The 23,513-nt window shown below is 72.4% G+C and carries 22 protein-coding genes and 1 riboswitch; of the genes, 8 read left to right on the forward strand and 14 right to left on the reverse strand.

Annotation, left to right across the window (positions count from 1 at the left end):
- The first annotated feature begins 150 nt into the window (after window positions 1–150).
- Window positions 151–2,220 (forward strand): DHA2 family efflux MFS transporter permease subunit, encoded by a 2,070-nt coding sequence (locus ACIRB7_RS08090; RefSeq protein WP_403593966.1) that lies wholly within the window; start codon window positions 151–153, stop codon window positions 2,218–2,220.
- Window positions 2,221–2,281: 61 nt separating this feature from the next.
- On the opposite strand, the gene ACIRB7_RS08095 is transcribed toward ACIRB7_RS08090, so the two are convergent.
- The 3 genes from ACIRB7_RS08095 to ACIRB7_RS08105 form a co-directional block, all read right to left on the reverse strand.
- Complete coding sequence (locus tag ACIRB7_RS08095) at window positions 2,282–2,767, reverse strand: GNAT family N-acetyltransferase (RefSeq protein WP_403593969.1); 486 nt, start codon at window positions 2,765–2,767, stop codon at window positions 2,282–2,284.
- 29 nt (window positions 2,768–2,796) lie between these two features.
- A complete protein-coding gene (locus ACIRB7_RS08100) occupies window positions 2,797–3,126 on the reverse strand; it encodes an antibiotic biosynthesis monooxygenase family protein (protein WP_403593972.1) in 330 nt (109 codons plus the stop codon).
- A gap of 133 nt (window positions 3,127–3,259) precedes the next feature.
- Window positions 3,260–4,000 carry a class I SAM-dependent DNA methyltransferase gene (locus tag ACIRB7_RS08105; protein WP_403593975.1) on the reverse strand — a complete coding sequence of 247 codons (741 nt, stop codon included), beginning with the start codon at window positions 3,998–4,000 and terminating at the stop codon, window positions 3,260–3,262.
- A 152-nt stretch (window positions 4,001–4,152) separates the two neighbouring features.
- On the opposite strand from ACIRB7_RS08105, the gene ACIRB7_RS08110 reads away from it, so the two are divergent.
- Window positions 4,153–5,316 carry a serpin family protein gene (locus ACIRB7_RS08110; RefSeq protein WP_403593978.1) on the forward strand — a complete coding sequence of 388 codons (1,164 nt, stop codon included), beginning with the start codon at window positions 4,153–4,155 and terminating at the stop codon, window positions 5,314–5,316.
- 44 nt (window positions 5,317–5,360) lie between these two features.
- Here ACIRB7_RS08110 and ACIRB7_RS08115 read toward each other — a convergent pair whose 3' ends face one another.
- From ACIRB7_RS08115 to ACIRB7_RS08125, 3 genes are all read right to left on the reverse strand, one after another.
- Window positions 5,361–6,029: an O-methyltransferase gene (locus ACIRB7_RS08115; RefSeq protein WP_403593981.1), complete on the reverse strand. Its 669-nt coding sequence runs from the start codon at window positions 6,027–6,029 to the stop codon at window positions 5,361–5,363.
- Window positions 6,026–7,126, reverse strand: coding sequence for a DUF2330 domain-containing protein (locus ACIRB7_RS08120; protein WP_403593983.1), 1,101 nt, complete (start codon window positions 7,124–7,126; stop codon window positions 6,026–6,028). The genes ACIRB7_RS08115 and ACIRB7_RS08120 overlap by 4 nt, the downstream gene beginning before the upstream one ends.
- Before the next feature lie 119 nt (window positions 7,127–7,245).
- The gene (locus ACIRB7_RS08125) at window positions 7,246–8,505 is read right to left on the reverse strand and encodes a cytochrome P450 (RefSeq protein WP_403593986.1); all 1,260 of its coding nucleotides are present in this window, start codon (window positions 8,503–8,505) and stop codon (window positions 7,246–7,248) included.
- Window positions 8,506–8,732: 227 nt separating this feature from the next.
- Here ACIRB7_RS08125 and ACIRB7_RS08130 point away from each other — a divergent pair, with 227 nt between their 5' ends.
- Window positions 8,733–9,911 carry a steroid 3-ketoacyl-CoA thiolase gene (locus ACIRB7_RS08130; protein ID WP_403593989.1) on the forward strand — a complete coding sequence of 393 codons (1,179 nt, stop codon included), beginning with the start codon at window positions 8,733–8,735 and terminating at the stop codon, window positions 9,909–9,911.
- Between the two features lie 152 nt (window positions 9,912–10,063).
- On the opposite strand, the gene ACIRB7_RS08135 is transcribed toward ACIRB7_RS08130, so the two are convergent.
- From ACIRB7_RS08135 to ACIRB7_RS08165, 7 genes are all read right to left on the reverse strand, one after another.
- Window positions 10,064–10,465: a transglycosylase SLT domain-containing protein gene (locus ACIRB7_RS08135; protein WP_403593992.1), complete on the reverse strand. Its 402-nt coding sequence runs from the start codon at window positions 10,463–10,465 to the stop codon at window positions 10,064–10,066.
- 287 nt (window positions 10,466–10,752) lie between these two features.
- Complete coding sequence (locus ACIRB7_RS08140) at window positions 10,753–11,616, reverse strand: ECF transporter S component (protein WP_403593994.1); 864 nt, start codon at window positions 11,614–11,616, stop codon at window positions 10,753–10,755.
- Window positions 11,613–13,418 carry an ABC transporter ATP-binding protein gene (locus ACIRB7_RS08145; RefSeq protein ID WP_403593997.1) on the reverse strand — a complete coding sequence of 602 codons (1,806 nt, stop codon included), beginning with the start codon at window positions 13,416–13,418 and terminating at the stop codon, window positions 11,613–11,615. Before ACIRB7_RS08145 ends, ACIRB7_RS08140 begins: the two co-directional genes overlap by 4 nt.
- Window positions 13,415–14,626, reverse strand: a complete 1,212-nt coding sequence (locus tag ACIRB7_RS08150) for an energy-coupling factor transporter transmembrane component T (protein WP_403594000.1) — start codon at window positions 14,624–14,626, stop codon at window positions 13,415–13,417. Before ACIRB7_RS08150 ends, ACIRB7_RS08145 begins: the two co-directional genes overlap by 4 nt.
- Before the next feature lie 101 nt (window positions 14,627–14,727).
- Window positions 14,728–15,414: an SCO2322 family protein gene (locus tag ACIRB7_RS08155; protein WP_403594003.1), complete on the reverse strand. Its 687-nt coding sequence runs from the start codon at window positions 15,412–15,414 to the stop codon at window positions 14,728–14,730.
- Entirely contained in the window at window positions 15,411–16,679 is a 1,269-nt protein-coding gene (locus ACIRB7_RS08160) for a prenyltransferase/squalene oxidase repeat-containing protein (RefSeq protein WP_403594006.1), read from the reverse strand. The genes ACIRB7_RS08155 and ACIRB7_RS08160 overlap by 4 nt, the downstream gene beginning before the upstream one ends.
- Before the next feature lie 76 nt (window positions 16,680–16,755).
- Window positions 16,756–16,886: riboswitch (cobalamin riboswitch) on the reverse strand.
- A 90-nt stretch (window positions 16,887–16,976) separates the two neighbouring features.
- The gene (locus ACIRB7_RS08165) at window positions 16,977–18,026 is read right to left on the reverse strand and encodes an MBL fold metallo-hydrolase (protein ID WP_403594009.1); all 1,050 of its coding nucleotides are present in this window, start codon (window positions 18,024–18,026) and stop codon (window positions 16,977–16,979) included.
- Between the two features lie 117 nt (window positions 18,027–18,143).
- Between ACIRB7_RS08165 and ACIRB7_RS08170 the strand changes: the two genes are divergently transcribed.
- From ACIRB7_RS08170 to ACIRB7_RS08185, 4 genes are all read left to right on the forward strand, one after another.
- Complete coding sequence (locus ACIRB7_RS08170; protein WP_403594012.1) at window positions 18,144–19,604, forward strand: aldehyde dehydrogenase; 1,461 nt, start codon at window positions 18,144–18,146, stop codon at window positions 19,602–19,604.
- Window positions 19,604–19,837 (forward strand): ferredoxin, encoded by a 234-nt coding sequence (locus tag ACIRB7_RS08175; RefSeq protein WP_403594015.1) that lies wholly within the window; start codon window positions 19,604–19,606, stop codon window positions 19,835–19,837. Before ACIRB7_RS08170 ends, ACIRB7_RS08175 begins: the two co-directional genes overlap by 1 nt.
- Before the next feature lie 144 nt (window positions 19,838–19,981).
- A complete protein-coding gene (locus tag ACIRB7_RS08180; protein WP_403594018.1) occupies window positions 19,982–20,491 on the forward strand; it encodes a hypothetical protein in 510 nt (169 codons plus the stop codon).
- A gap of 117 nt (window positions 20,492–20,608) precedes the next feature.
- On the forward strand, window positions 20,609–21,154 hold the full coding sequence (locus ACIRB7_RS08185; RefSeq protein WP_403594020.1) for a hypothetical protein: 546 nt from the start codon (window positions 20,609–20,611) through the stop codon (window positions 21,152–21,154).
- A 66-nt stretch (window positions 21,155–21,220) separates the two neighbouring features.
- Here the strand turns inward: ACIRB7_RS08185 and ACIRB7_RS08190 are convergent, their stop codons facing one another.
- Window positions 21,221–21,850, reverse strand: a complete 630-nt coding sequence (locus tag ACIRB7_RS08190) for a TetR family transcriptional regulator (RefSeq protein ID WP_403594023.1) — start codon at window positions 21,848–21,850, stop codon at window positions 21,221–21,223.
- A 273-nt stretch (window positions 21,851–22,123) separates the two neighbouring features.
- Between ACIRB7_RS08190 and ACIRB7_RS08195 the strand changes: the two genes are divergently transcribed.
- A complete protein-coding gene (locus tag ACIRB7_RS08195; RefSeq protein WP_403594026.1) occupies window positions 22,124–23,443 on the forward strand; it encodes a glycosyltransferase family 4 protein in 1,320 nt (439 codons plus the stop codon).
- Window positions 23,444–23,513: the final 70 nt, after the last annotated feature.

A 23,513-nucleotide genomic window follows, 5' to 3' on the forward strand; every position in this document is an offset into this window, starting at 1 on the left:
TTATGCAGCCCGCCCCCTCCCCGTGGGCGAACAGCCGTGCCCTTCCGCAGGCCATAACCGGACATTCGGACCAGGATGGAGAGGCCGCCCCATGGGCCGTCCGGCGGGACGCCCGACGAGCCGCCCGACGAGCCGCCCGAGGAGACGCCCATGGCCCAGGAAACAAGCCCCTCCCAGCTCGGCGGCGCCCCCGCGCCGGGGCAGGGGCAGAGCCACCGCACCATCCTCGTCGCGATCGGCGCCCTGCTGCTCGGCATGCTGCTCGCCGCACTCGACCAGACCATCGTCTCGACCGCGCTGCCGACCATCGTCAGCGAACTCGGCGGCATGGAACACCTCTCCTGGGTGGTCACCGCCTACATGCTGGCGTCCACGGCCGCGACCCCCCTCTGGGGCAAGCTCGGCGACCAGTACGGGCGCAAGAAGCTCTTCCAGGCGGCCATCGTCCTCTTCCTCATCGGCTCCGCCCTCTGCGGCATCGCCCAGAACATGCCGCAGCTCATCGCGTTCCGCGCGGTCCAGGGCCTCGGCGGCGGCGGCCTCATGGTCCTCTCGATGGCGATCGTCGGCGACCTCGTGTCCCCCCGGGAACGCGGCAAGTACCAGGGCCTGTTCGGTGCCGTCTTCGGCGCCACCAGCGTCCTCGGCCCGCTGCTCGGCGGCCTCTTCACCGAGCACCTCTCCTGGCGCTGGGTCTTCTACATCAACCTGCCGATCGGCATCGTCGCCCTCTTCGTGATCGCCGCCGTGCTGCACATCCCGGTGCGCTCCACCCGCCGCACCATCGACTACCTCGGCACCTTCCTCATCGCCTCCGTCGCCACCTGCCTGGTCCTCGTGGCCTCACTCGGCGGCACCACCTGGGCGTGGGGATCGGCGCAGATCATCGGCCTCGCCGTACTCGGAGCCGTACTCCTCGTCTGGTTCGTCCGGGTCGAACGACGGGCGGCCGAACCCGTCCTCCCGCTCAAACTCTTCAGGATCCGGACCTTCAGCCTCGTCTCGGTCATCAGCTTCGTCATCGGCTTCGCGATGTTCGGCGCCATGACCTATCTGCCGACGTTCCTCCAGGTCGTCCAGGGCGTCACCCCGACCATGTCCGGCGTCCACATGCTGCCCATGGTCGCCGGCATGCTGATCACCTCGACCGCCTCCGGCCAGATCGTCTCCCGCACGGGCCGCTGGAAGGTCTTCCCGATCACCGGCACCGCCCTCACCGCCCTCGGACTGCTCCTGCTCAACGAGCTCACGGAGACCAGCTCCACCTGGGAGATGAGCGTCTACTTCTTCGTCTTCGGCGCCGGACTCGGCCTCGTCATGCAGGTCCTCGTCCTCGTCGTCCAGAACGCCGTCTCGTACGAGGACCTCGGCGTCGCCACCTCAGGAGCCACCTTCTTCCGCTCCATCGGAGCCTCCTTCGGCGTCGCCGTCTTCGGCACGATCTTCACCAACCGGCTCACCCACAAGCTCGACGACGTGTTCGCCGGAGCCGCCGCCTCCGGCCAGGACCTGCCGCCCGGCATCGGCCCCGAGCAGGTGGCCGCCGACCCGCGCACCCTCAACGGGCTGCCGGCCGAGCTGCGCCCCTCCGTCCTCCACGCGTACGCCACCTCCATCACCGACGTCTTCCTGTACGCGGCGCCCGTCGTCCTCGTCGCCTTCGTCGTCGCCTGGTTCCTCAAGGAGGACAAGCTGCGGGCATCGGTCACCGCGCCCGACACCAGCCAGACGCTCGCCTCCAACCCCGTAGAACGCTCCTCGTACGACGAGTGCGCCCGCGCCCTCTCCGTCCTCGGCTCCCGCGAGGGACGCAAGGCGATCTACGAGAAGATCACCGCCCGTGCCGGGCTCGACCTGCTGCCCGCCGCGAGCTGGCTGCTGCTCCGGGTCCGCCGCCACGGCACCGTGGAACCCGCCCGGCTCGCCGAGACCGTGCCCGTACCGCTGCGGGCGATCACGGAGGCGTCCCGGCAGGTGGAGGAGCGCCGTCTGGTCACCAGGGAGGGGCTGCAGCTGATCCTCACCGAGGAGGGCGTACGGGCGGCGACGAAGCTGGCCAAGGCGCGGGAGGAGTCCCTCGCCGAACTCCTCGGCGACTGGTGGGGACCGGACCGGCCCACCGACCTCGTGCAACTGGTGGAGGAGCTGACGGCGGAGCTCTGCGGCTCGGACGGGGAACGCCCGCACAACCCGGACCCGCCCCGCGACCACCACGCCTGACGAACGCCGGCGGACTCGCCCCGCGTCGCCTCGCACGCGGGCCGGCGCGGGAACGGGGTGGTCAGAGCTCCTTGCCGTACCAGATGTCCATGTACGGCCCGGAGCAGTACGCGGGTATCTCCGCGTACCCGTGCCGTGTGTACAGGGCGCGCGCCTCGACGAGATCCAGGCGGGTGTTGAGGACCATCCGGCGCGCGCCGAGGCCCCGTGCCGCGTCCTCCAACGCGCCGATCAGGACCCCGGCCCCGCCCAGGCCACGGAAGGCGTGGCGCAGGAAGACCCGGGTCAGCTCGGCGCGCTCCTCGTCGAGCACCAGCACTCCGCCGCAGCCGGCCGCCTTGCCCTCGTACCGCGCGACCAGGAACTGCCCGGTCGGCGGGGTCAGCAGCTCGACCCCGTCGTTCGTGAGCCCCTCATCGATCTCCGCCCCGGTCGCGGGACGCTTCCAGTACCGGCTGGCGACGTCGTCGTAGTAGTCGCGGCGCAGCGAGGTCGCATCCGGGGTGTCGACGCGCTCGGGGGAGAAAGTCCAGGTCATGCGCGCCATTGTGCGGCGCGCGTGACCTGGGACGCAGCTCAGTTCTTCGGGGACGCCTGCTGCACGACCTCGAAGGACCACAGCGTCGACCCGGACGCGGCGGGCTTCGGCCGCTCGCCCCCACCCTCGCCACCGCCCTTGTGCGCGGCCTGCATGGAGCCGCTCATCCAGGCCTGGAAGTCCTCCTCGCTGCGCCACCGGGTGTACACCAGGTACTGGTCGGTGCCCTCGACGGGCCGCAGGAGCTCGAACCACTCGAAACCGTCGGACCCCTCGACGGCCCCGGCCCGGGAGGCGAATCGCTGCTCGAGCACTTCACGCTGCTCGGCGGGAACGGTCAGGACGTTGATCTTTACGATGCTGGGCACACGACACCTCTCCGGAAGCACAGGCCTGGCGCTGCACCGAGCCTTGATCATGCGCCTGCAGTCTCCTACATCCACCCGTCGGGGCGGTGTCAGGACCGGACCGGGACCGAGAACTCTCGACCGGTGGCCGACCTCAGGCCGGCTTGCGCCACACGGAGATGTGCTTCGCGGAGTCCTGGGCGAACGGAGACCCGTCCCAGTCCGCGACGCGACGCTCCAGCTCGAGCCCGGCGAGCCGTGCCATCAGGTCGAGCTCCGCGGGCCAGGCGTACCGGTGCCGGGAGTTCCCACGGCGGTAGCGGCCGTCGTCGCCGTCGCGGGTGAAGTGGTGCGAGACAAGAATCTGCTCGACCAGGTCGAAGGTGTCGAAGCCGAGATGCCGCTCGGAGACATCGAACGGCACCGCGACCTGGCCGGGCGGCAGGAACCGCAGTGGCGGCACACCCAGCTCGATGACGAATCGGCCGCCGGGCTCCAGATGCCGTGCGGCGTTGCGGAAGCACTCGACCTGCTCGTCCTGCGTGAGCAGATTCGTGATGGTGTTGTAGACGAGATAGACCAGGGTGAACTCACCGGGAACGACGGTGGTGGCCATGTCCCCGATGACGACAGGGAGCGTGCTCTCGTCGACCTTGCGCCGCAGCACCGCAGCCATGTGCTCGGACAGCTCGATGCCCACGACCGGCACGCCGCGTTCCCGGAGCGGGACTCCCACGCGTCCGGTTCCGATGGCGAATTCCAGTGCGCGGCCGTCTCCGGCGAGCTCGGCGAGGAAGTCGAGAGTCGGTCCGAGAACGGCGGCCGAGGACAGTTCGGTCTCCTCGGCGTCGTAGCGGTCGGCGGTCGCACGGGTCCACAGTTCACTACTCGTCACGGACGGTCACTTTGCCGGGTGTCGAGGGGCGCTGTCGACGCATTTTCTTCCCGGCCGCCGGACCAGGAGGCTGCCGGGCCGGGAATCCCCGCGTATCCGGGCAGGGGAGCGGTCAAGATGCTCATGAAGGCACCCAGGACAGGAGGCAGAGCATGGTCGGCTTTGAGTGGGCAGCCGGGGCCGACCCGGTACGGACCCTCGCCGCTCGCTGGCTGCCACGGCTCGGAAGCGGGGACTTCGTCGTCTCGCCCGTCGGGTTGTGGCTGGCGCTCGGGGCCGTCGCCTCGGGGGCTCGGGGAGAGACCGCCGACGAGTTGCGGGAGTTGCTCGGGGTCGAGGGGGAGGCGGCCGGGGAGGCTGTGACCGGGGTCGGGCGGTGGCTCGGGGGGGCCGGTGGGGTCGCGGTGGGAACCGGGGTGTGGAGCACGGCGCCGGTCCGGGAGGCGTTTCGGCGGGGGCTGCCCGACGTGACGTTCGGGCTGCTGCCCGGGGCGGTCTGGTCCGCGCTGCCCGACGAGGTCCTCGGGGCGACGGACGACATGTCCCTCGGGGACGTCCCCGACGCCCAGGAGGAGCTCGACGCCTGGGTGCGGGCCGCCACCGGCGGGCGGATCGCGCGGTTGCCGCTCGAACTCGACGGGTCCGAGGACCTGGTCCTGCTCAACGCCCTCGCCCTGAAGGCCTCCTGGCTGACCGCCTTCCCCGGGCACCTCACCCGCGACGAGCCGTTCACCGACGGGGACGGCGTCACCCGGCCCGTACCGACCATGCGGCAGCGGATCCCGGCCGGGTGGGTCTGGTACGTGGACGGGGTCACCGTCGTGGAGTTGCCCTGTGCGGGGGAGGAGGACGGGGGCGTGCGCGTGCGGTTCGTGCTCGGCGACCCGGGCGCCGGGCCCGGCGACGTGGTGCCCGCCGCCTGGGCCGGGCCCCGTGCGCGGCAGCCGCTCGCCGCCGACTCGGCCGACCTCGCCCTGCCGCGCTTCACCCTCCGTACGAAGACCGACGCGAACGAGCAGCTGGCCGCGCTCGGCGTCACCCGGGCGCTGCGGCCCGGGGCCGACTTCTCGGGGCTGTCCCCGGCCGACCTGTACATCGCCAAGGTCGTGCAGGAGGCGGTCGTCGAGGTCGCCGAGGAGGGGGTCGAGGCGGCTGCCGTCACCCAGGTCACCATGACCCGCAGCGCCGCCCGGCCGCGCCGTGAGGTGGTGGAGCGGATCGCCTTCGACCGGCCCTTCGGGGTGGTCGTCCTCGCCGGCACCGGGGAAGTGCCGCTGTTCGTGGGCTGGCGGGCGAGCGGGCGGCCGGTCGGCTGACGAACTGGCGGGGCGGCTGGCGACGTGGCCGGGTGTGCGGCCCGTCAGCTGACGACGCGGGCCAGCAGCAGGCCGTCGTAGCCCTTCGTGCCGACCGTCTGCAACGCGGTCGCGTCCAGGCGGGGTTCGCGGGCGACGAGCTCGAACAGTTCGCGGGTGCCGGTGATCGCCGGGTCGTCCGGGTCCGGGGCGGTGATCTTCCCGCCGCGCACCACGTTGTCGACGATGATCACGGTGCCGGGCCGGGAGAGCTTCAGGGCCCACTCCACATAGCGCGGGTTATTGACCTTGTCGGCGTCGATGAAGACCAGGTCGAACGGGCCCGCGCCCTCCGCCTCAAGGCCCGGCAGGCTGTCCAGGGCCGCGCCCGTGCGGACCTCGACGATCTTGTCCAGGCCTGCGCGGGCGATGTTGGCGCGGGCGACCTCCGCGTGGGCGGGGTCGTACTCCAGGGTGATCAGGCGCCCGTCGGCGGGCAGGGCGCGGGCCAGCCAGATCGTGCTGTAGCCGCCGAGGGTGCCGATCTCCAGGATGTTCCGGGCGCCCTGCATCCCGGCGAGCAGGTGGAGCAGCTTGCCCTGGTTGGGGGCGACGGCGATCTCGGGCAGCCCGGCCGCCGTGGAGTCGGCGAGCGTGGCCGTGAGGGTGTCGTCGGCGGGGGCGATCGTCTCGGCGAAGTACTGGTCGACTCGCGTCCACTGAGGGTTCGTCATACGGGCGAACGTACACCGGTGTCGATCGCCGGGCGGCGCCTTGCCACCCGTACGGCCAGCAGCGCCGTGACCGCCACGAGCAGCAGACCGCCGCCCACCGTCAGGAGCCACACGGGGATGCCGCCGCCGACGGTGAGCAGCCGGTCGGTGTACTCGACCCGGCGGTACGGGGTGTCGGCGACGGTCCGCAGATGGTGGTCGTCGTCGATCAGGGCCGGGTTCGGGAACTCCTGCTCCAGGGCCGTCAGATGGACCGGCCGCTCCCCGGCCAGTCCGGCCACGGCGCCCTCGGGTCGCTCGATCCGGCCGGCGAAGGTCACCTCGGGGCGGTCGCCGCCGATGGGGGAGCGGGGCTCCATCCGGTGGTCGGCCAGGATGTAGAGCCCGAGCGTCTGGGCGTTCGCCGCGAGGCGGGAGAGCCGCATGGGGTAGACGAGTTCGGGCGACGCGAAGGTGATGCGCAGCGGCGTCAGCTCGCCCTGGAGGACGGCGTCCTTCTCCTGGGGCGCGAGGCGGACGGCGACGTACTCCCACTTCCGGTCCACGTACGGCTGGAGGGCGCCGGTCAGCCGGTCGGGCAGCTCGAAGCCGTTGGCCCGCAGCCAGTCGCCGAGGGCCTCGGGGTCGGTGGCGGTCAGCCGGGCGACGTCGAAGGGGCCGAGCCGCTCACGGCCGACGACGCCGACGCCGGCGCCCTTGCCCGGCGGCGGGGCTCCGGCCCCGTCGCCGTGGTCGAGGTCGAACGGCCAGTCGCTCCCGCGCGGCCAGAAGTAGAAGCGGTCGCGCTCCTCGGGCTCGGTGAGCCGTTCGAGCGCGTCGAAGAGCTCCGGGTCGCCGAGGGTCACGCCGGCTCGGCTCGGCACCGGCATGATCCAGGCGGCGTTCCGGGCGTTGCCGTGGACGGCGAAGCGCATGACGACGGTCTCGGTGCGGCCGTCCCAGCGGACGGCCGACTCCTCCCGGTCGACGCCGATGCGCTCGGACCTGGACGGGATCATGGCGCCGCAGCCGCAGGCGTACGCCGGTGCGACGAGCGAGCCGAGCTGGAGCGCGAGCAGCGCGACGATGGTGGTCAGAATTCTGTGGGTCCCCCGCATGGGGGGTGGGACGTGCCCGGTGCGGATCCGGTTCCATCGGTACGGTTCCGTCGGTACGGGGTCGGTGGGGCGGGGGGCCGGAGGGGACCCGCCCCCTCCGGTACGGCGGACGCCCCGGCTCAGGCCGTTCGGACCCGGAGTTCCTTGACGCCGTTCAGCCACGCGGCCCGCAGCCTGCGGGGTTCGCCGGCGAGGGTGAGGTCGGGCAGGGCGTCCGCGACCGCGTTGAAGATCAGCTCGATCTCCTTGATCGCGAGGGACTTGCCGAGGCAGAAGTGGGGCCCCCCGCCGCCGAAGCCGAGGTGCGGGTTGGGGTCGCGGCTGATGTCGAAGCGCTCGGGGTCGGTGAAGACCTCGGGGTCGTTGTTGGCGGAGGAGTAGAAGAGGCCGACCCGGTCGCCCTTGGCGATCTTCTGCCCACCGAGTTCGGTGTCCTGGGTCGCGGTCCGCTGGAAGGAGACCACGGGGGTCGCCCAGCGCACGATCTCCTCGGCGGTGGTCGCCGGCCGCTCCCGCTTGAAGCGCTCCCACTCGCCGGGGTGGGTGAGGAAGGCGTGCATGCCGTGGCTGATGGCGTTGCGGGTGGTCTCGTTGCCGGCGACGGCGAGCAGCAGGACGAAGAAGCCGAACTCGTCGGAGGAGAGGTTGCCCTGGCCCTCGGCGGCGACGAGTTGGCTGACGATGTCGGCGGCGGGGCACTGCTTGCGGGCGGCGGCCATGTTCATCGAGTAGCCGATGAGTTCCATGGCGGCCTCGGCGCCGATCTCCTCGGTGATGGCGTACTCGGGGTCGTCGTACGCCACCATCTTGTTCGACCAGTCGAAGATCCTGGAGCGGTCCTCCTGGGGGACGCCGATGAGTTCGGCGATGGCCTGGAGGGGGAGTTCGACGGCGACCTCGGTGACGAAGTCGAAGGTGCCGTCGGCGTCCGCGCCGCGCTTCGCCTCCTCGACGATGGCACGGGCACGGTCGCGCAGGGCGGTCTCCAGATTGCGGATCGCGCGGGGGGTGAAGCCGCGCTGGACGATCTGGCGGACGCGGGTGTGCTCGGGCGGGTCCATGTTGAGCATGATCAGCTTCTGGACCTCGATCTGGTCCCGGGTGATGTGCTCGTTGAAGCGGATGACGGCCGTGTTCTCGTTCGAGGAGAACAGTTCGGGGTGGGTGGAGACGTACTTGACGTCCGCGTGGCGCGTGACGGCCCAGTACCCGTCGTCCTCGAATCCCGTGACGCCGGGCGGCTGGGGGCACCACCACACGGGTGCGGTCTGCCGCAGCCGGGCGAACTCCGGGAAGGGGATGCGGTCGCGGAGCAGATCGGGGTCGGTGGCGTCGAACCCTTCGGGGAGAAGCCCTTCGGGAAGATGGGGGCAGGGCATCGGCAACACACTCCACATCTGATGGGCCGTCAGGAGTTGTCGGTGAAGTTAGTAACGAGTTCTACAAGTGGCAAGGGTCGGAACGGGAACTGTTGCGTCCCGGACCCTTGCGTACCGGCGGTAGCAGTCATAAGACTGCACAGAGAACTAGAACGCGTACTAGTTCCCCGTGACGCCGACCGACGGGCTGCCGGGACGCCCCGTCCGGTCGAGGAGAGGACGAGCCCATGGCCGCGGAACCCGTCATCGTCGAAGCCGTACGCACCCCCATCGGCAAGCGCGGAGGCGCGCTCGCCAACCTCCATCCCGCCTACCTCCTGGGCGAGACCTACCGCGAACTCCTCGGCCGCACCGGCATCCACGCCGACTGCGTCGAACAGATCGTCGGCGGTACGGTCACCCACGCCGGCGAACAGTCCATGAACCCGGCGCGCACCGCCTGGCTCACCATGGGCCTCCCCTACGAGACGGCCGCCACCACCGTCGACTGTCAGTGCGGCTCCTCGCAGCAGGCGAGCCACATGGTCGCCAACATGATCGCGGCCGGCGTCATCGACATCGGGATCAGCTGCGGCGTCGAGGCCATGTCCCGCGTGCCGCTCGGCTCCGGCTCCAAGCACGGGCCCGGCAAGCCCTTCCCCGACGAGTGGAACGTCGACCTCCCCAACCAGTTCGAGGCCGCCGAACGCATCGCCCGCCACCGCGGCCTCACCCGCGAACGCGTCGACGCCCTCGGCCTCCTCTCCCAGGAGCGCGCCGCGCACGCCTGGGCCGAGGAACGCTTCAAGCGCGAGACCTTCGCCGTCCAGGTGCCCACCACCGAGGAGGAGCAGGCCGCAGGGCAGGGCATGTGGCGGCTCGTCGACCGGGACGAGGGGCTGCGCGACACCACCATGGAGGGCCTCGCCCGGCTCAAGCCGGTCATGCCGACCGCCGTCCACACCGCCGGGAACTCCTCCCAGATCTCCGACGGCGCCGCCGCGCTGATGTGGGCCTCCAAGCGCATGGCCCGCGCCCTCAAGCTCCGTCCCCGCGCCCGGATCGTCGCCCAGGCCCTCGTCGGCGCCGACCCGCACTTCCACCTCGACGGGCCGATCGACGCCACGCGCGCGGTGCTCGGCAAGGCGGGGATGTCGCTCAGGGACATCGACCTCGTCGAGATCAACGAGGCCTTCGCCTCGGTGGTACTGAGCTGGGCGCAGGTCTTCGAACGGGATCTGGACGGCCTGGAGAAGGTCAACGTCAACGGCGGCGCCATCGCCCTCGGTCACCCCGTCGGCGCGACCGGGGCGCGCCTGATCGCGACCGCCCTGCACGAGCTGGAGCGGGCGGACAAGGAGTTCGCGCTCATCACGATGTGCGCGGGCGGGGCGGTGGCGACCGGGACGATCATTCAGCGGTTGTAACCGGGGCGATCATTCGGCGGTTGTAGGGGAGAAGCGTTGGCCTTCGCCGACGCCTCGCAGACGTCTTCGCCGGGCCCGGAAACGCCGCAGGCCCCGCCCTCCCTGTGCGGGAGGCGGGGCGTTGCGAGAGCGCGGTTTCTCGGCGGTGACTCTTAGTACCAGCCGTTGGCCTGCCAGAACGCCCAGGCGGCGTTCGGGGAGCCGTAGCGCTCGTTCATGTAGTCGAGACCCCACTTGATCTGGGTGGCGGGGTTGGTCTTCCAGTCGGAACCGGCCGAGGACATCTTCGAGGCCGGCAGGGCCTGGACCAGGCCGTAGGCGCCGCTGGAGGAGTTGGTCGCCTTGTGGTTCCAGTGCGACTCGTGCTCGACGATCTTGCTGAAGGACGCGTACTGCGAAGCCGGGACGATGTCACGGGCAAGCTCCTGCGGGCTGGCGGCGGAAGCCGAACCCGTCGTGCCGAGCACCGCACCCGACGCGCCGAGCAGCACGGCTGCGGTGGCGGCGAAGGACTTCTTGCGGGCAGAGACACGAGTGGTGAGCGAGCGGATCAAGGTTTCGACCTAACGTCGGGGACAAGGGTGTGCGTCAGGCGATTTCGGCAAGCCGGAACCAGAGCCCGGGGAACCCGGGAACTGGGGGGAACCGGCCGTCCGAGGCGCTGTGGTGAGCACCGGCTGCCTGGCGACGTCCTCCAGAGAAGCAGGGCGGGAACGGCGATGCAACGACCCCGTGTACGAGGAAGGTTCGGACCCGGGAGGAAGGTCCCGAGGGGTGCGTCTGCGGGGTTTCCGCAGGTCATGCCCCACGATGGGCGGTTTGGGTGGATACCGCCCGGCTACTATTCCGGCTCGTACGTGACGTAGGTCCTGTGGGGCGCCTCACCCGTGGAGGGCCTCTCCGGACCCCCGAATGTGACCTGGGCCTCGAAGTTCGCCCGCCGCGTGGCCCGCCGCAGCGCCTTCAGGAGCGTGCCGCCGATGGTGAGGGTGAGGACGACGGTCAGGACGGCGCGGCCCAGGTCCCAGCCGAGGGAGGTCGCCAGCACATAGGCGAGGAAACGGACCAGGTTCTCGTGGAGCGGCGCGCCCGGCTGGAACGAGATCCCACTGCTCAGGCCCTGGAGCAGCACCCAGCCCTGCAGATTCATGATCGTCCCGTACGCGAACGCCGCCACGAACCCGTAACCGGAGAGCATCAGCAGCTCACCCCTGCCCCGGAGCCGGCCCGGCCCCGGCAGCAGACCGGCACCCATCGTGAACCAGCCCATCGACAGCATCTGGAACGGCATCCACGGCCCCACCCCGCCCGTGAGCAGCGCCGACGCGAACATCGTCACCGAGCCGAGGACGAAGCCGAAGCCCGGCCCGAGCACCCGCCCGCTCAGCACCATCAGGAAGAACATCGGCTCCAGGCCGGCCGTCCCCGCCCCCAGCGGGCGCAGGGCCGCGCCGACAGCGGCGAGCACCCCCAGCATCGCCACCGCCTTCGCGTCCATCCCGCAGTCGGCGATCGTCGCCACGACCACGGCGACGAGCAGCGGCAGCATCACCGCGAACAGCCACGGCGCGTCCCCGGCGTGCGAGGTGACGGCGGAGCCGGCCTCGGCGAAGAGGGGCCAGCAGAAGGCGACGAGTCCGATGAAGGAGACCAGGACCAGCGCCGTCACGGAGCGTGGTCCCAGCCTGACGGGACGGGTACTCACAGCGCCCCCTCCACCTGCTCGACCGTGAGCCACGGCTGCGGGGCGAGGATCTTCGCCACCTGCGGCGAGAACGCGGGCGAGGAGACGACGACCTCGGCCGTCGGACCGTCCGCCACCACCTCGCCGTCCGCGATGATCACCACCCGGTGCGCAAGCTCGGCCGCCAGCTCCACGTCGTGCGTGGCCAGCACGATCGCGTGCCCGTCCGCCGCCAGGGTGCGGAGATGGGCGACCAGGCGGGCCTTCGCCGCGTAGTCCAGACCGCGCGTCGGCTCGTCGAGCAGCAGCAGGGGCGGGCGGCCGGCCAGGACGACGGCCAGCGCGAGCGCCAGCCGCTGCCCCTCGGACAGGTCCCGGGGATGCGTCCCGTCCGCCACCCCCGGCAGCAGCTCCGACACCAGCGCCCGGCAGGTCCCCGGCGCCGCGCCCGCGTCCGCGTCGGCCGCCGCGCACTCGGCGGCGACGGTGTCCGCGTACAGCAGATCCCTCGGCTCCTGCGGGACCAGGCCGACCTGGCGGATCAGCTCGCGGGGGTCGGTGTCGTGCGGGGCCCGGCCCGCGACTCGGACGGTGCCGGAGGTCGGGGCGATCATCCCCACGAGGGTGGAGAGGAGGGTGGACTTTCCGGCGCCGTTGCGGCCCATGAGGGCGACGGTCTCGCCCGCCTGGACGTGGAGGTCCAGCTTGCGGAGGGCCTCTACGCGGCCGCGGCGGACGGCGAGGCCTTCGGTGAGGACGAGGGGGGTGGTGGGGGTGGGGTGGGTGGATGGGGTGCGGCGCCGTCGGAAGAGGGAGATTCCCCCACCCCTCCCCCTACGCCCGAGGGCGTGGGGGGACCCCCACTTCCCGAAACCAGGGGCTCCGCCCCCGGACCCCCGCGCCTCGAACGCCGGCGGGGCTGGATTTTCCAGCCCGTCCGGCGTTTGAGGACCGGGGTCTGGGGCGGAGCCCCAGTTTCGGGAAGGGGCGGGGTGGGGGAGAAGCCCCGCAGGGACCCGCTCCTCCAGCCGCGCCTTCAATCCGTCCGCCCTCCTCCGGGCATCCCGCACCGTCAACGGCAACGGATCCCAGCCCGCCAGCCGTCCGAGCCCCACCACCGGCGGGTGCACCGGCGACACCGCCATGATCTCGGCGGGGGAGCCCATCACGCCCTCCGGCAGCAGCAGCACCTGGTCCGCGTACTGCACCACCCGTTCAAGGCGGTGCTCCGCGAGGAGGACCGTCGTGCCCAGGTCGTGCACCAGGCGCTGGAGGACCGCGAGGATGTCCTCCGCCGCCGACGGGTCGAGCGCGGAGGTCGGCTCGTCGAGGACGAGGACCTTGGGGTGCGGGGTGAGGACGGAGCCGATCGCGACCCGCTGGCGCTGACCGCCGGAGAGCGTGGCGATGGGGCGGTCGCGGAGTTCGGCGAGGCCGAGGAGGTCGAGGGTCTCCTCGACGCGGCGCCGCATGACGGCCGGCGCGAGGCCGAGCGATTCCATCCCGTACGCCAGTTCGTCCTCGACCGTGTCGGTGACGAAGTGCGCGGACGGGTCCTGGCCGACCGTGCCCACCAGGTCCGCGAGCTCGCGCGGCGGATGGGTGCGGGTGTCGCGGCCGTCGACGGTGACCCGACCCGTCAGGGTGCCGCCCGTGAAGTGGGGGACGAGCCCGGAGACCGCGCCGAGAAGAGTCGACTTGCCGACGCCCGACGGGCCGACGAGCAGCACCAGCTCTCCCTCGGGGATCGTGAGGTCCACACCCCGCAGGGTCGGCTCGGCGTCCTCCTCGTAGGTCACCGAGACGTTCTCGAAGCGGATCACGCGTTCTCCTTGGGAACGGGGGGAACGGGGGAAACGGGAGCAACAGGGGGAACGGGGGCCACGAACGCGGGCAGCAGCCCCACAAGGACCGACGCGGCAGGCCAGAGCGGGAGCTCCGGCGCCTCCAGGGGCACCACCCCCGGGTGCAGCGCCTCCGGCGCGTACGCGTTCGCCCAGATCATCAGGGCGGCGACCGCCACGCCCGAACCGGCGACCAGCCAGGCCCGGAGGCCCCAGCGGTCCGGCCGGTAGCGGGTGCGGACGGTCCGGCGCCCGCCGAGCCGCAGCCCGGCCATGGCCGCGAGCAGCCCGGCGCCGACCAGCGGCAGCCCGTACCCCGCGCCCTCCGCCGCGAGCAGCCCGTACGAACCGGCGCAGATCCCGAGCAGCCCGCCCAGGGTCAGTACGTTCGTGGTGCGCCGCACGGAGGCCGGGACCCGCGCCGTCCGCCCGTACCCGCGCGCGTCCATCGAGGCCGCGACGGCGATCGACCGCTCGAGCGCTCCCTCCAGGACCGGCAGGCCGGTCTGGAGGACCGCCCGCACACCACCGGCGGGGCGGCCGCGCAGCCGGCGGGCGGTACGCAGCCGGACCACGTCGGCGACCATGTTCGGCGCGAAGGTCATCGCCACGACGACGGCCACCCCGGCCTCGTACAGCGCTCCCGGCAGCGACTTCAGCAGCCGCGCCGGGTTGGCGAGCGCGTTCGCCGCGCCCACGCAGATCAGCAGGGTCGCCAGTTTGGCCCCGTCGTACACCGCGAACACCAGCTGTTCGGCCGTCACCCGCCCCCCGATCCGGATCCCCTGCGCCCAGTCGGGCAGTGGCACCTCGGGCAGCGTGAACAGGACGTGCGTGCCCGGGATCGGGGAGCCGAGCAGCAGGGAGAACACGACCCGCAGGGCGACGACGAACAGACCGAGCTTCACGAACGCGCCGTACGAGCGGGCCCACGGCGCGTCCGTACGGCGGGCCGCCACGACGTAACCCGCGACCCCGACGAGCAGACCGAGCAGCAGGGGGTTGGTGGTACGGGAGGCGGCGACGGCCAGGCCGAGCGCCCACAGCCACCACGCGCCCGCGTGCAGGGCGTTGGCCCGGCTCGCCTCGGGGGCCGCGAACACACTGAGGCCTCGGCCCGCGCTCGTACGGGCCGAGCTCGTACGGTTCGCGCTCGTACGGGCCGAGCTCGTACGGTTCGCGCTCATACGGGCTGCGCTCGTACGGTTCGCGCTCATACGGGCTGCGCTCGTACGGTTCGCGCTCACACCGGCCGCGCTCGTACCGTTCGCGCTCAGGCGGGCCGCACTCATGCGCGGCGGCGGGCCTTCCAGATCGCCGCCCCGCCCAGGGCCAGGACGCCCGCCCCGCCCGCGAGGACGCCGAAGGACGGACCGCCGCCGCTTCCCTCTTCCCGGGCGCTGGGGGTCGTCGACGCCGTCGCGGGGGCAGGCGCGGGGGCGTTCTCCGCGACCTGTTCGCCGCAGCCCCGCGCCGGGTAGCCTGCGATCCCGCACAGCATGGCCGCGCTGTCGTACCGCAGCGGCTTCGCCACCGTGGCGAGCGCCTCCGCGCCCGTCGCGTCCTCGCGGACCTGCGCGCAGCCGACCTCGACCGTCTTCTCGGGCGGGGTCTCGCCGGGCGGCGCGTCCGCCGCGCCGCCGAAGTCGACGACGACCGCGACCCGCTTGGTGCCGGCCTTCTTCTCCACGCCTCCGCAGATCCCGGCGAAGTCGGGGGCGGCGGAGGGCAGGGAGGTGTCGCCCGTGCCGTTGCTGACCGCGAAGCGGAAGCCGATCGCGTCACCGTCGGCGGGGCGCGCGGTCGCGGGCCCCTGCGTGGCGTACGCCCACGGCTTGCCGCCGTCGCTCTCCCAGAACGACCAGTAGCGGTAGCCGGCCGCCTGCGCCGGAGCCGCCGCGATCACGGTCAGGGTGAGCAGCGCGCCGGCCGCGGCGCCCGCGGCCCGCGCGGTCACCCCACTGACGGCTCTCACTTCTTGCGGCCGCTCACGAGGAAGCCGATGCCGACGCCGACGACCGTGCCGATGCCGATGATCCACCACACGTCGAAACCGCGGCCCTCGTCGTCACTCGTCGTGGACGAGGCCGAGGTGTCGGGGGACTTGGGCGCAGGACCGGTGGCGTTGAGCTGCTCCACCAGGTCCACCGCGCCGAACTCGCGCGGGTCGGTCTCCGTCGCCCGGGCGGCCAGGATCAGCTGCGCGTACGCGGCCGGTCCGCTCTCCTTCGCCCAGGCGGCGGAGTTCTTCTCCAGCCAGTCGAGGGCGGGCTTCGCCTCCTTCGCGGCGCCGGACGCGGCGAGCGCGACGACGGCGTCGGCGGTGTTGCCGAAGTCGGGCTGCTCGGCCGTGTCGGCGGCGCCGGGCATCGGCGGCAGGGCGAGGTGACCGGTCTTCGCGACGGCCTTCGCCAGGTAGGAGGCGCCGTTGAGCGCGGCCCGCTCGACCGTCGGCTTCGACAGGTCGGTGCAGACCGGCGGCTGCGCCGGGGACGCCTTGGTGGCGACGATGCTCTTGCCGAGCCCGGCGAGGGTCGCGGCGGCGGTGGCGTCGGCGTTCGCGAGCAGCTTGCCGGTCTTGTCCGGCTGGTACGCGAAGGCGCCCGCGCCGGCCTTGTCCGAGCAGGGCACCGCGAAGGAGAGGAGCGCGTCGTAGGGCGTACGGCCCTCGGCGGAGGTGAACGAGCCGGGCCGCACACCCGTCGCGGCGAGCGCGCCGACGACGATGGAGGTGGAGTTGGCGTCGCTGGGGCCACCGACGCCGTACCCCCAGCCGCCGTCCTTGTTCTGCACGGTACGCAGCCAGTCGGCGCCGGCCTTCACGGCCGTGTCGATCTTCGCCGGGTCGGTGGCCTGGCGGCGGACGGCGCGGAGCGCCTGCACGGCGACGGCGGTGGCGTTGGTGTCCCGCATCGTCTGCGCGTCGCAGGCCTTCGTGACGTCCGCGCGGTACGAGCCGAAGGAACCGTCCGCGCACTGCTGGCCGAGGAGCCAGTCCACGGCCTGGTCGGCGGGCTGGTAGCCGGTGGCGCGCTGGGCGAGGAAGGCGAGCGACTGGCGCCAGACGCCGTCGTACGTCGGGTCCTTCTTGCCGTACAGACCGGGCGGGATCGCGACGGCCGAGGCGGAGGGGGAAGGTGCGGCGGGAGCGGCGGGTGCGGCCATGGCCACCCCGGCTGCTCCTGAGCCGAGCAGGACGGCGGCGGCGAGCGCGGCGGCGCCGCGGCGGACGGTGTTCATGGGGCCCTCTCCTGCGGCCGGGCACCGGCACGCCACAGGGGCACCAGGCTCCGGCTCCGTATTCCTCGACGGTGCCGGCGGTCACGTCCCGGGCGGGGCATTCCGACTCGCCGCCTCCTGGGAGACGGCTTACGGTTGCGGGGTCAGTGCCGGATTCGCACCGGCTTCCCCCCTTACGGGCATGATGACGACGTGCCCTCACTCTACCGGCCCGTACGGCCCGGGCCCCGGGGGGTGCGAGGCGGCTCACACCCGCGCGGGGACGGGCTCCGGGGTGATCTTGGAAGGCCTGAGACCTCACACGGCCACGTACTCCACCGGGTCCGTGCCCGCCACCGGCTCCGCGCGGCCCAGCTTCACCAGGCGGCGCACGTGGGCCTCGGCCTCGCTGACGGCGATGTTCCGCGACCCGTAGGGGATGTCCCGCCAGGGGCGGTTCCACTCCATCCGCTCGGCGAGCTGCCAGGGGGTGAGCGGGGTGGCGAGCAGCCCGAGGAGCCCGGTGAGCCGGTCCTCGTGGTGGTCGAGGAGTTCGCGGACCCGGCCGGCGGCGTCGGTGAAGGCGTGCTGATGGGCGGGGAGGACTTCGGCGACGCCGAGTCGCCCGACGCGTTCGAGGGAGTCGAGGTAGTCACCGAGGGGGTCGGTGACCGTCCCGTCGTCGGGGTCCTCGTAGAGGCCGATGTGCGGGGAGATCCCGGGCAGCAGATGGTCGCCGGAGAAGAGGCGGCCGTGCCCGGGGAGCCGGGACGGGTGCTCCTCCTCCAGGTGGAGGCAGACGTGGCCGGGGGTGTGGCCAGGCGTCCAGATCGCGCGCAGCCGGCGCCCGGCCAGGTCGAGCAGCTCGCCGGGGACGATCTCGCGGTCGGGGATCGCGGAGCACAGACCGGGCAGGGTGTCCATGCGCCCGGAGGCCCTTGCGGCCCGCAGCGGGGCGATGTGGTCCTCGGGGGCGCCGACGGTGGCGAGCTTCCGGGAGAGGTAGTCGAGCCAGGTGCCGGGTTCGGACTCGCGGGTGCGGCGGACGACGGCGGTGTCGGCGGCGTGCATGGCGATCCAGGCCCCGGACTCCTCGCGGACCCGGCCGGAGAGCCCGTGGTGGTCGGGGTGGTGGTGGGTGATGACGACCCCGTGGACGTCGCCGACGGACAGGCCCAACTCGCCCAACCCTGCCACCAGTTCGGCCCAGGAGACGGGATCGTCCCAGCCGGTGTCGACGAGGACGGGGCCGCGGTCCGTGTCGAGGACGTGGACGAGGGTGTGGCCGAGCGGGTTGTCGGGGATGGGCACCCGGAGCGACCAGACGCCCCCGCCGTGCTCGGTGACCTGGTTCGCGGGTTCCCGCATGGATCCTCATCTCTCCACGGTGGTACGGAGCATGCTCGACCGTTGCCCATCATAACTAGAACTGGTATCAGTTCTGAGACATCGTCAGGGAAATCCTCTCCTCAGAAGGCGGCCGTCATGACCGAGCTTGTGGAGCACGGAAAGCTGTTCATCGGCGGGGAGTTGACCGACCCGCTCGGCGAGGAGGTCATCGAGGTCATCTCCCCGCACACCGAGGAGGTCATCGGGCGGGTCCCGCACGCCTCCACCGCCGATGTCGACCGGGCCGTGGCCGCCGCCCGCCGGGCCTTCGACGAAGGGCCCTGGCCCCGGATGACCGTCGAGGAGCGGATCGCGGTCGTCGGCCGCATCAAGGACGCGATCGCCGTCCGCCACGAGGAGATCGCCCGCTCCATCAGCGCCCAGAACGGCTCCCCGTACTCCTGGTCCGTCCTCGCCCAGGCGCTCGGCGCGATGATGGTCTGGGACACGGCGATCACCGTGGCCCGCGACTTCGTGTTCGAGGAGCGGCGCGGCGGCGTCCTCGGGCCGCTGCTCGTCCGCCGCGAGCCGGTCGGCGTGGTCGCGGCCGTCGTCCCGTGGAACGTGCCGCAGTTCACCGCCGCCGCCAAGCTGGGGCCCGCGCTGCTCGCCGGCTGCACGGTGGTCCTCAAGCCCTCGCCCGAGTCGCCCCTCGACTCGTACATCCTCGCCGACATCGCCACCGAGGCCGGGCTGCCCGAGGGCGTGCTCAGCATCCTGCCCGCCGACCGCGAGGTCAGCGAGTACCTCGTCGCCCACCCCGGCGTCGACAAGGTCTCCTTCACCGGCTCGGTCGCGGCCGGCAAGCGGGTCATGGAGGTCGCCTCCCGCAACCTCACCCGCGTCACCCTCGAACTCGGCGGGAAGTCGGCCGCCGTGATCCTGCCCGACGCGGACCCGGCGACGGCCGTCGCCGGGATCGTCCCGGCCGCCTGGATGAACAACGGCCAGGCCTGCGTGGCCCAGACCCGGATCCTCGCCCCCCGCTCCCGGTACGAGGAGATCGCCGAGGCCCTCGCGGCGGCGGCCGGCTCCCTCGTCGTCGGCGACCCGCTCGACCCGGCCACCCAGGTCGGCCCGCTCGTCGCCAGGCGCCAGCAGCAGCGCTCCCTCGACTACATCGGCATCGGCCAGCAGGAGGGCGCCAAGGTCCTCGCGGGCGGCGGACGCCCGACGGGGCTCGACCGCGGCTGGTACGTCGAGCCGACCCTCTTCGGCGGCGTCGACAACTCCATGCGGATCGCCCGCGAGGAGATCTTCGGCCCGGTCATCTGCCTCCTGCCGTACGGGGACGAGGCCGAGGCCCTCAGGATCGCGAACGACTCCGACTTCGGGCTCAGCGGCAGCGTCTGGACCGCGGACGTCGAGCACGGCATCGACTTCGCGCGGGGGGTGCGCACCGGCACCTTCAACGTCAACACCTTCAGCCTCGACATGCTCGGCCCCTTCGGCGGCTACAAGAACTCGGGCCTGGGGCGGGAGTTCGGCCCCGAGGGCTTCGGCGAGTACCTGGAGCACAAGATGATCCACCTCCCGGCCGGATACGGCGACGTGTGATGGGGGACCGCTGGCACGTGGAGGTCGACCGGGGCGTCTGCATCGGCTCCGGCATGTGCGTCGTCCACGCCCCGGACGGCTTCCGCCTCGACACGGCCCGCCAGTCCCACCCCCGCGCACCGGAGTCCGACGCGGGCGAACGCCTGCTCGCGGCGGCGGAGGGCTGCCCGGTGGAGGCGATCCTGATCACGCTCGCGGACGGGGGAGAGCCGGTGTTCCCGCCGGAGGAGTAGCGCCCCCGCTCGCGCCCCGCGACGGGACCGCCCGTGACCTGCGCTTACCTCGTGTGTGACACTCCCTCGGCACAGCAGGCACACAGGGAGTGGGACGTCATGCGGGGTCGGGGTCGGGGTACACGGTGGGCGGCGGTCGCGGGCGTGGCAGCGGTGGCGCTCCTCGGGGCGGGATGCGGCGCGGGCGCGGAGGCGAAGGCCTTCGGCCGTGAGGCGGCGCAGGCCGAGATCGTCGCCGCCGTCGAGGGGTCGGGGCTGCCGGAGTCCGACCTCCCCGGCCCCGGCGGGCCGACCGCCACGCCCAGTCCCACGCCGTCCACGGAACAGGAACGGCTGGCGGAGCGCGTGGCCGCCTGCTCGGCCGGCTGGCAGTACATCGGCCCCGTGGTCGACGGCTCGCGCGGCGACTTCGACAAGGCGGTCGGCACCCTCGCGGGGGAGCGGTGGAGCCAGTCGCAGCGCCAGGTGGAGAAGCTGGACGACGAGGGCGGCACCATGGTCGCGGTCACGCTGAAGAAGCAGGGCTGGACGCTGTACGCCCGTCACCACAGCGCGTCGCAGGGACTGAGCCTGGAGATGATCTCCTTCCAGGCCTCGGAGGACTCGTGCATGAAGCAGTTCACCGAGAAGGAGAGGGAGTCCCTGGCGGGGTAGGACGGCGATCGGTCCTGACGTGAGGTGCCGTTGCGCGCCCCTGTCGTTCCCACGTGCAAAACTGGCCCCTTGTCAACGGGGGCAAGAGGCCGTCGTACGTGCGTATTTGGGAGAACTGTGCGCAAGGCGAAGTGGGTGGCCGCGGCCGCCGGTGTGGTGCTGCTGGTCGCTGGTTGCGGTAGCGAGGGCGGTTCCGAGAAGGGCGGCTCCTCCTCGGCCGGCTCGACCGCCACCGGCGGTTCGGGCAGTTCGGGCGGTGCGGGTGGTTCGAGCGACGAGAAGGTCGACGCGGCCTCCGTCACCAAGGAGCTCACCGACGCGGCGACGGGGGCCGGCTTCACGCAGGACGCCTCGGGCGAGCAGATTCCGGCCGAGCTCAAGAACTGCATGGTCAGCTGGACGGCCGACGCCGAGAAGGCCGCTGACCCGAAGAAGTCCTACGACGGCACGGTCGCGACCCTGACCGGCGGCGGCTGGAAGGAGAGCCGGAGCAACGAGATGAACGGCTCGGTCATCAAGTCCCTGGCGAAGGGCAGCTGGCAGCTCCAGGCCAGCAACCACTCGCAGGGCCCGGTGAAGATGGTGATGTTCGTCGCCGCCGACAACAGTCCCGAGTGCGCGGCGGCCATCGCCGCCGACAACGCGAAGACCAAGCAGCCCTGATCCGTGGCCGCCGCCCGCGCCCGCGCCTCGCCGTACGGACCGGGGCGCGGGGGCGGGCGGCGGCCCTCAGTGCGCCGGCGTGGCCGGGGGTGCCGTCAGGTCGATCAGCCGGCAGACCGTCTCGATGTCGATCTTCACCTGTGCGATCGAGGCACGCCCTGACAGCCAGGTGATCAGCGCCGAGTGCCAGGTGTGCTCGATGACCCGGACCGCCGACAGCTGCGAGGGCGTCGGATGCTCCGCCCCCATCGCGTCCAGGATGATCGCCGTCGTCAGCCGCGAGACCGTATCCACCTCGGGGCTCACCCCGCGGTCCGCGAACGTCAGTGCGCGCACCATCGCGTCGGCGAGCTGCGGCTCGCGCTGGAGCGCGCGGAACGCCCGCATCAGCGTCTCCGCGACCCGCTCCGCCGGGTCGGTGCCGGCGGGCGGCCGCTTCCGCAGCGTGGCGTGCATGTGCTGGAGCTGGTCCTGCATCGTCGCGACCAGCAGGTGGATCTTGGACGGGAAGTAGCGGTACAGCGTCCCCAGGGCCACCCCGGCCGCCTCGGCGACCTCCCGCATCTGCACGGCGTCGAAGCCGCCCCGCGCCGCGAGCTGGGCGCTGGCGTTCAGGATGCGGCGGCGGCGCGCCTCCTGGCGCTCCGTGAGGGGCGGCGACGCGGGTCTGTGGTCCGCTCTGTCGTCTGCGGTCATGAGGTCCCGTTCCGTGCGGTGGGGAGCGTCAGTATGGCGGCGCGGGCGTCGTGGTGCGAATCACCTGTTCCGGATCTCACCACGGAGCTACCTGCCGGTAGATTCTGTCCTCCCTGACTCCTCCGCGACTCCTCCTCGACGTCCTCCGCCGAGGGTCGAGAAGGCCGGGAAGAGCAGGCGAACGATCAGGCGACCGTTCAAGTCTGTAACTTGTTCTAGATTAGCGCGAGCGGTTACGCTCGCGCGAAACGCACGCTCGAAGGGGGTCGCCGCATGACCGCTGAGGCCATAGAGGCAGGCCCCCGGCAGGGCGTCACCGCGGCCGGTGACGTTCCGTTGCGGATCGCGCTCCTCACGTACAAGGGCAACCCGTTCTGCGGCGGCCAGGGCGTCTACGTCCGGCACCTCTCCCGCGAACTCGCCCGTCTCGGCCACACCGTCGAGGTCTTCGGCTCCCAGCCGTACCCCACGCTCGACGAGGGCGTCCCGCTCACCGAGATCGCCAGCCTCGACCTCTACCGCTCGCCGGACCCCTTCCGGACCCCGAAGCGCGGGGAGTACCGGGACTGGATCGACGCCCTGGAAGTCGCCACCATGTGGACCGGCGGCTTCCCCGAGCCGCTCACCTTCTCGCTCCGGGCCCGGCGCACGCTCGCCGCCCGCCGCGGCGACTTCGACGTCGTCCACGACAACCAGACCCTCGGGTACGGGCTCCTCGGCGGCCCGCAGGCGATCGGCGCCCCGCTCGTCACCACGATCCACCACCCCATCACCGTCGACCGGCAGCTGGAACTCGACGCCGCCGCCGACTGGAAGCGCCGCGCCTCCGTCCGCCGCTGGTACGCCTTCACCGGCATGCAGAAGAAGGTCGCCCGCCGCCTGCCGTCCGTCCTCACCGTCTCCGGCACCTCGCGCCAGGAGATCGTCGACCACCTCGGCGTACGCGAGGACCGCATCGACGTCGTCCACATCGGCGCCGACACCGACCTGTGGTCCCCGGACCCGTCCGTCGCCGAGGTCCCCGGCCGGATCGTCACCACGTCCAGCGCCGACGTCCCCCTCAAGGGCCTCATCCACCTCGTCGAGGCGCTCGCCAAGCTCCGCACCGAGAACCCGGACGCGCACCTCGTCGTCGTCGGCAAGCGCGCCGAGGACGGGCCGGTCGCCCAGGCCATCGAGCGGTACGGGCTCGACGGGGCCGTCGAGTTCGTGAAGGGCATCAGCGACGCCGAGCTCGTCGAGCTGGTCCGTTCCGCCCAGGTCTCCTGCGTGCCTTCGCTGTACGAGGGGTTCTCGCTGCCCGCGGCGGAGGCGATGGCCACGGGTACGGCGCTCGTCGCGACGACGGGTGGCGCGATTCCGGAGGTCGCCGGGGCCGACGGCGAGACGTGCCTTGCTGTGCCGCCGGGGGATGCCGGGGCGCTGGCGGCGGCGCTCGGGCGGGTGCTGGGGGACGCCGAGCTCCGGGGCCGTCTCGGTGCGGCGGGGCGCGCGCGGGTGCTGTCCCGGTTCACGTGGGCGCGGGCGGCGCAGGGCACGGCCGAGCTGTACCGCGAGGCGATCGCTCGCCAAGGTGCCGGAGCGCGCCGGTGACACATCGCCGTGTGTGCCGGGTGCGGCCCGGTGGTGGGGTTGTGCCCACCCGTTCCGCCCTGCGGAACGC

It is taken from the genome of Streptomyces sp. NPDC093795 (assembly GCF_044764665.1).
GTDB lineage: Bacteria > Actinomycetota > Actinomycetes > Streptomycetales > Streptomycetaceae > Streptomyces.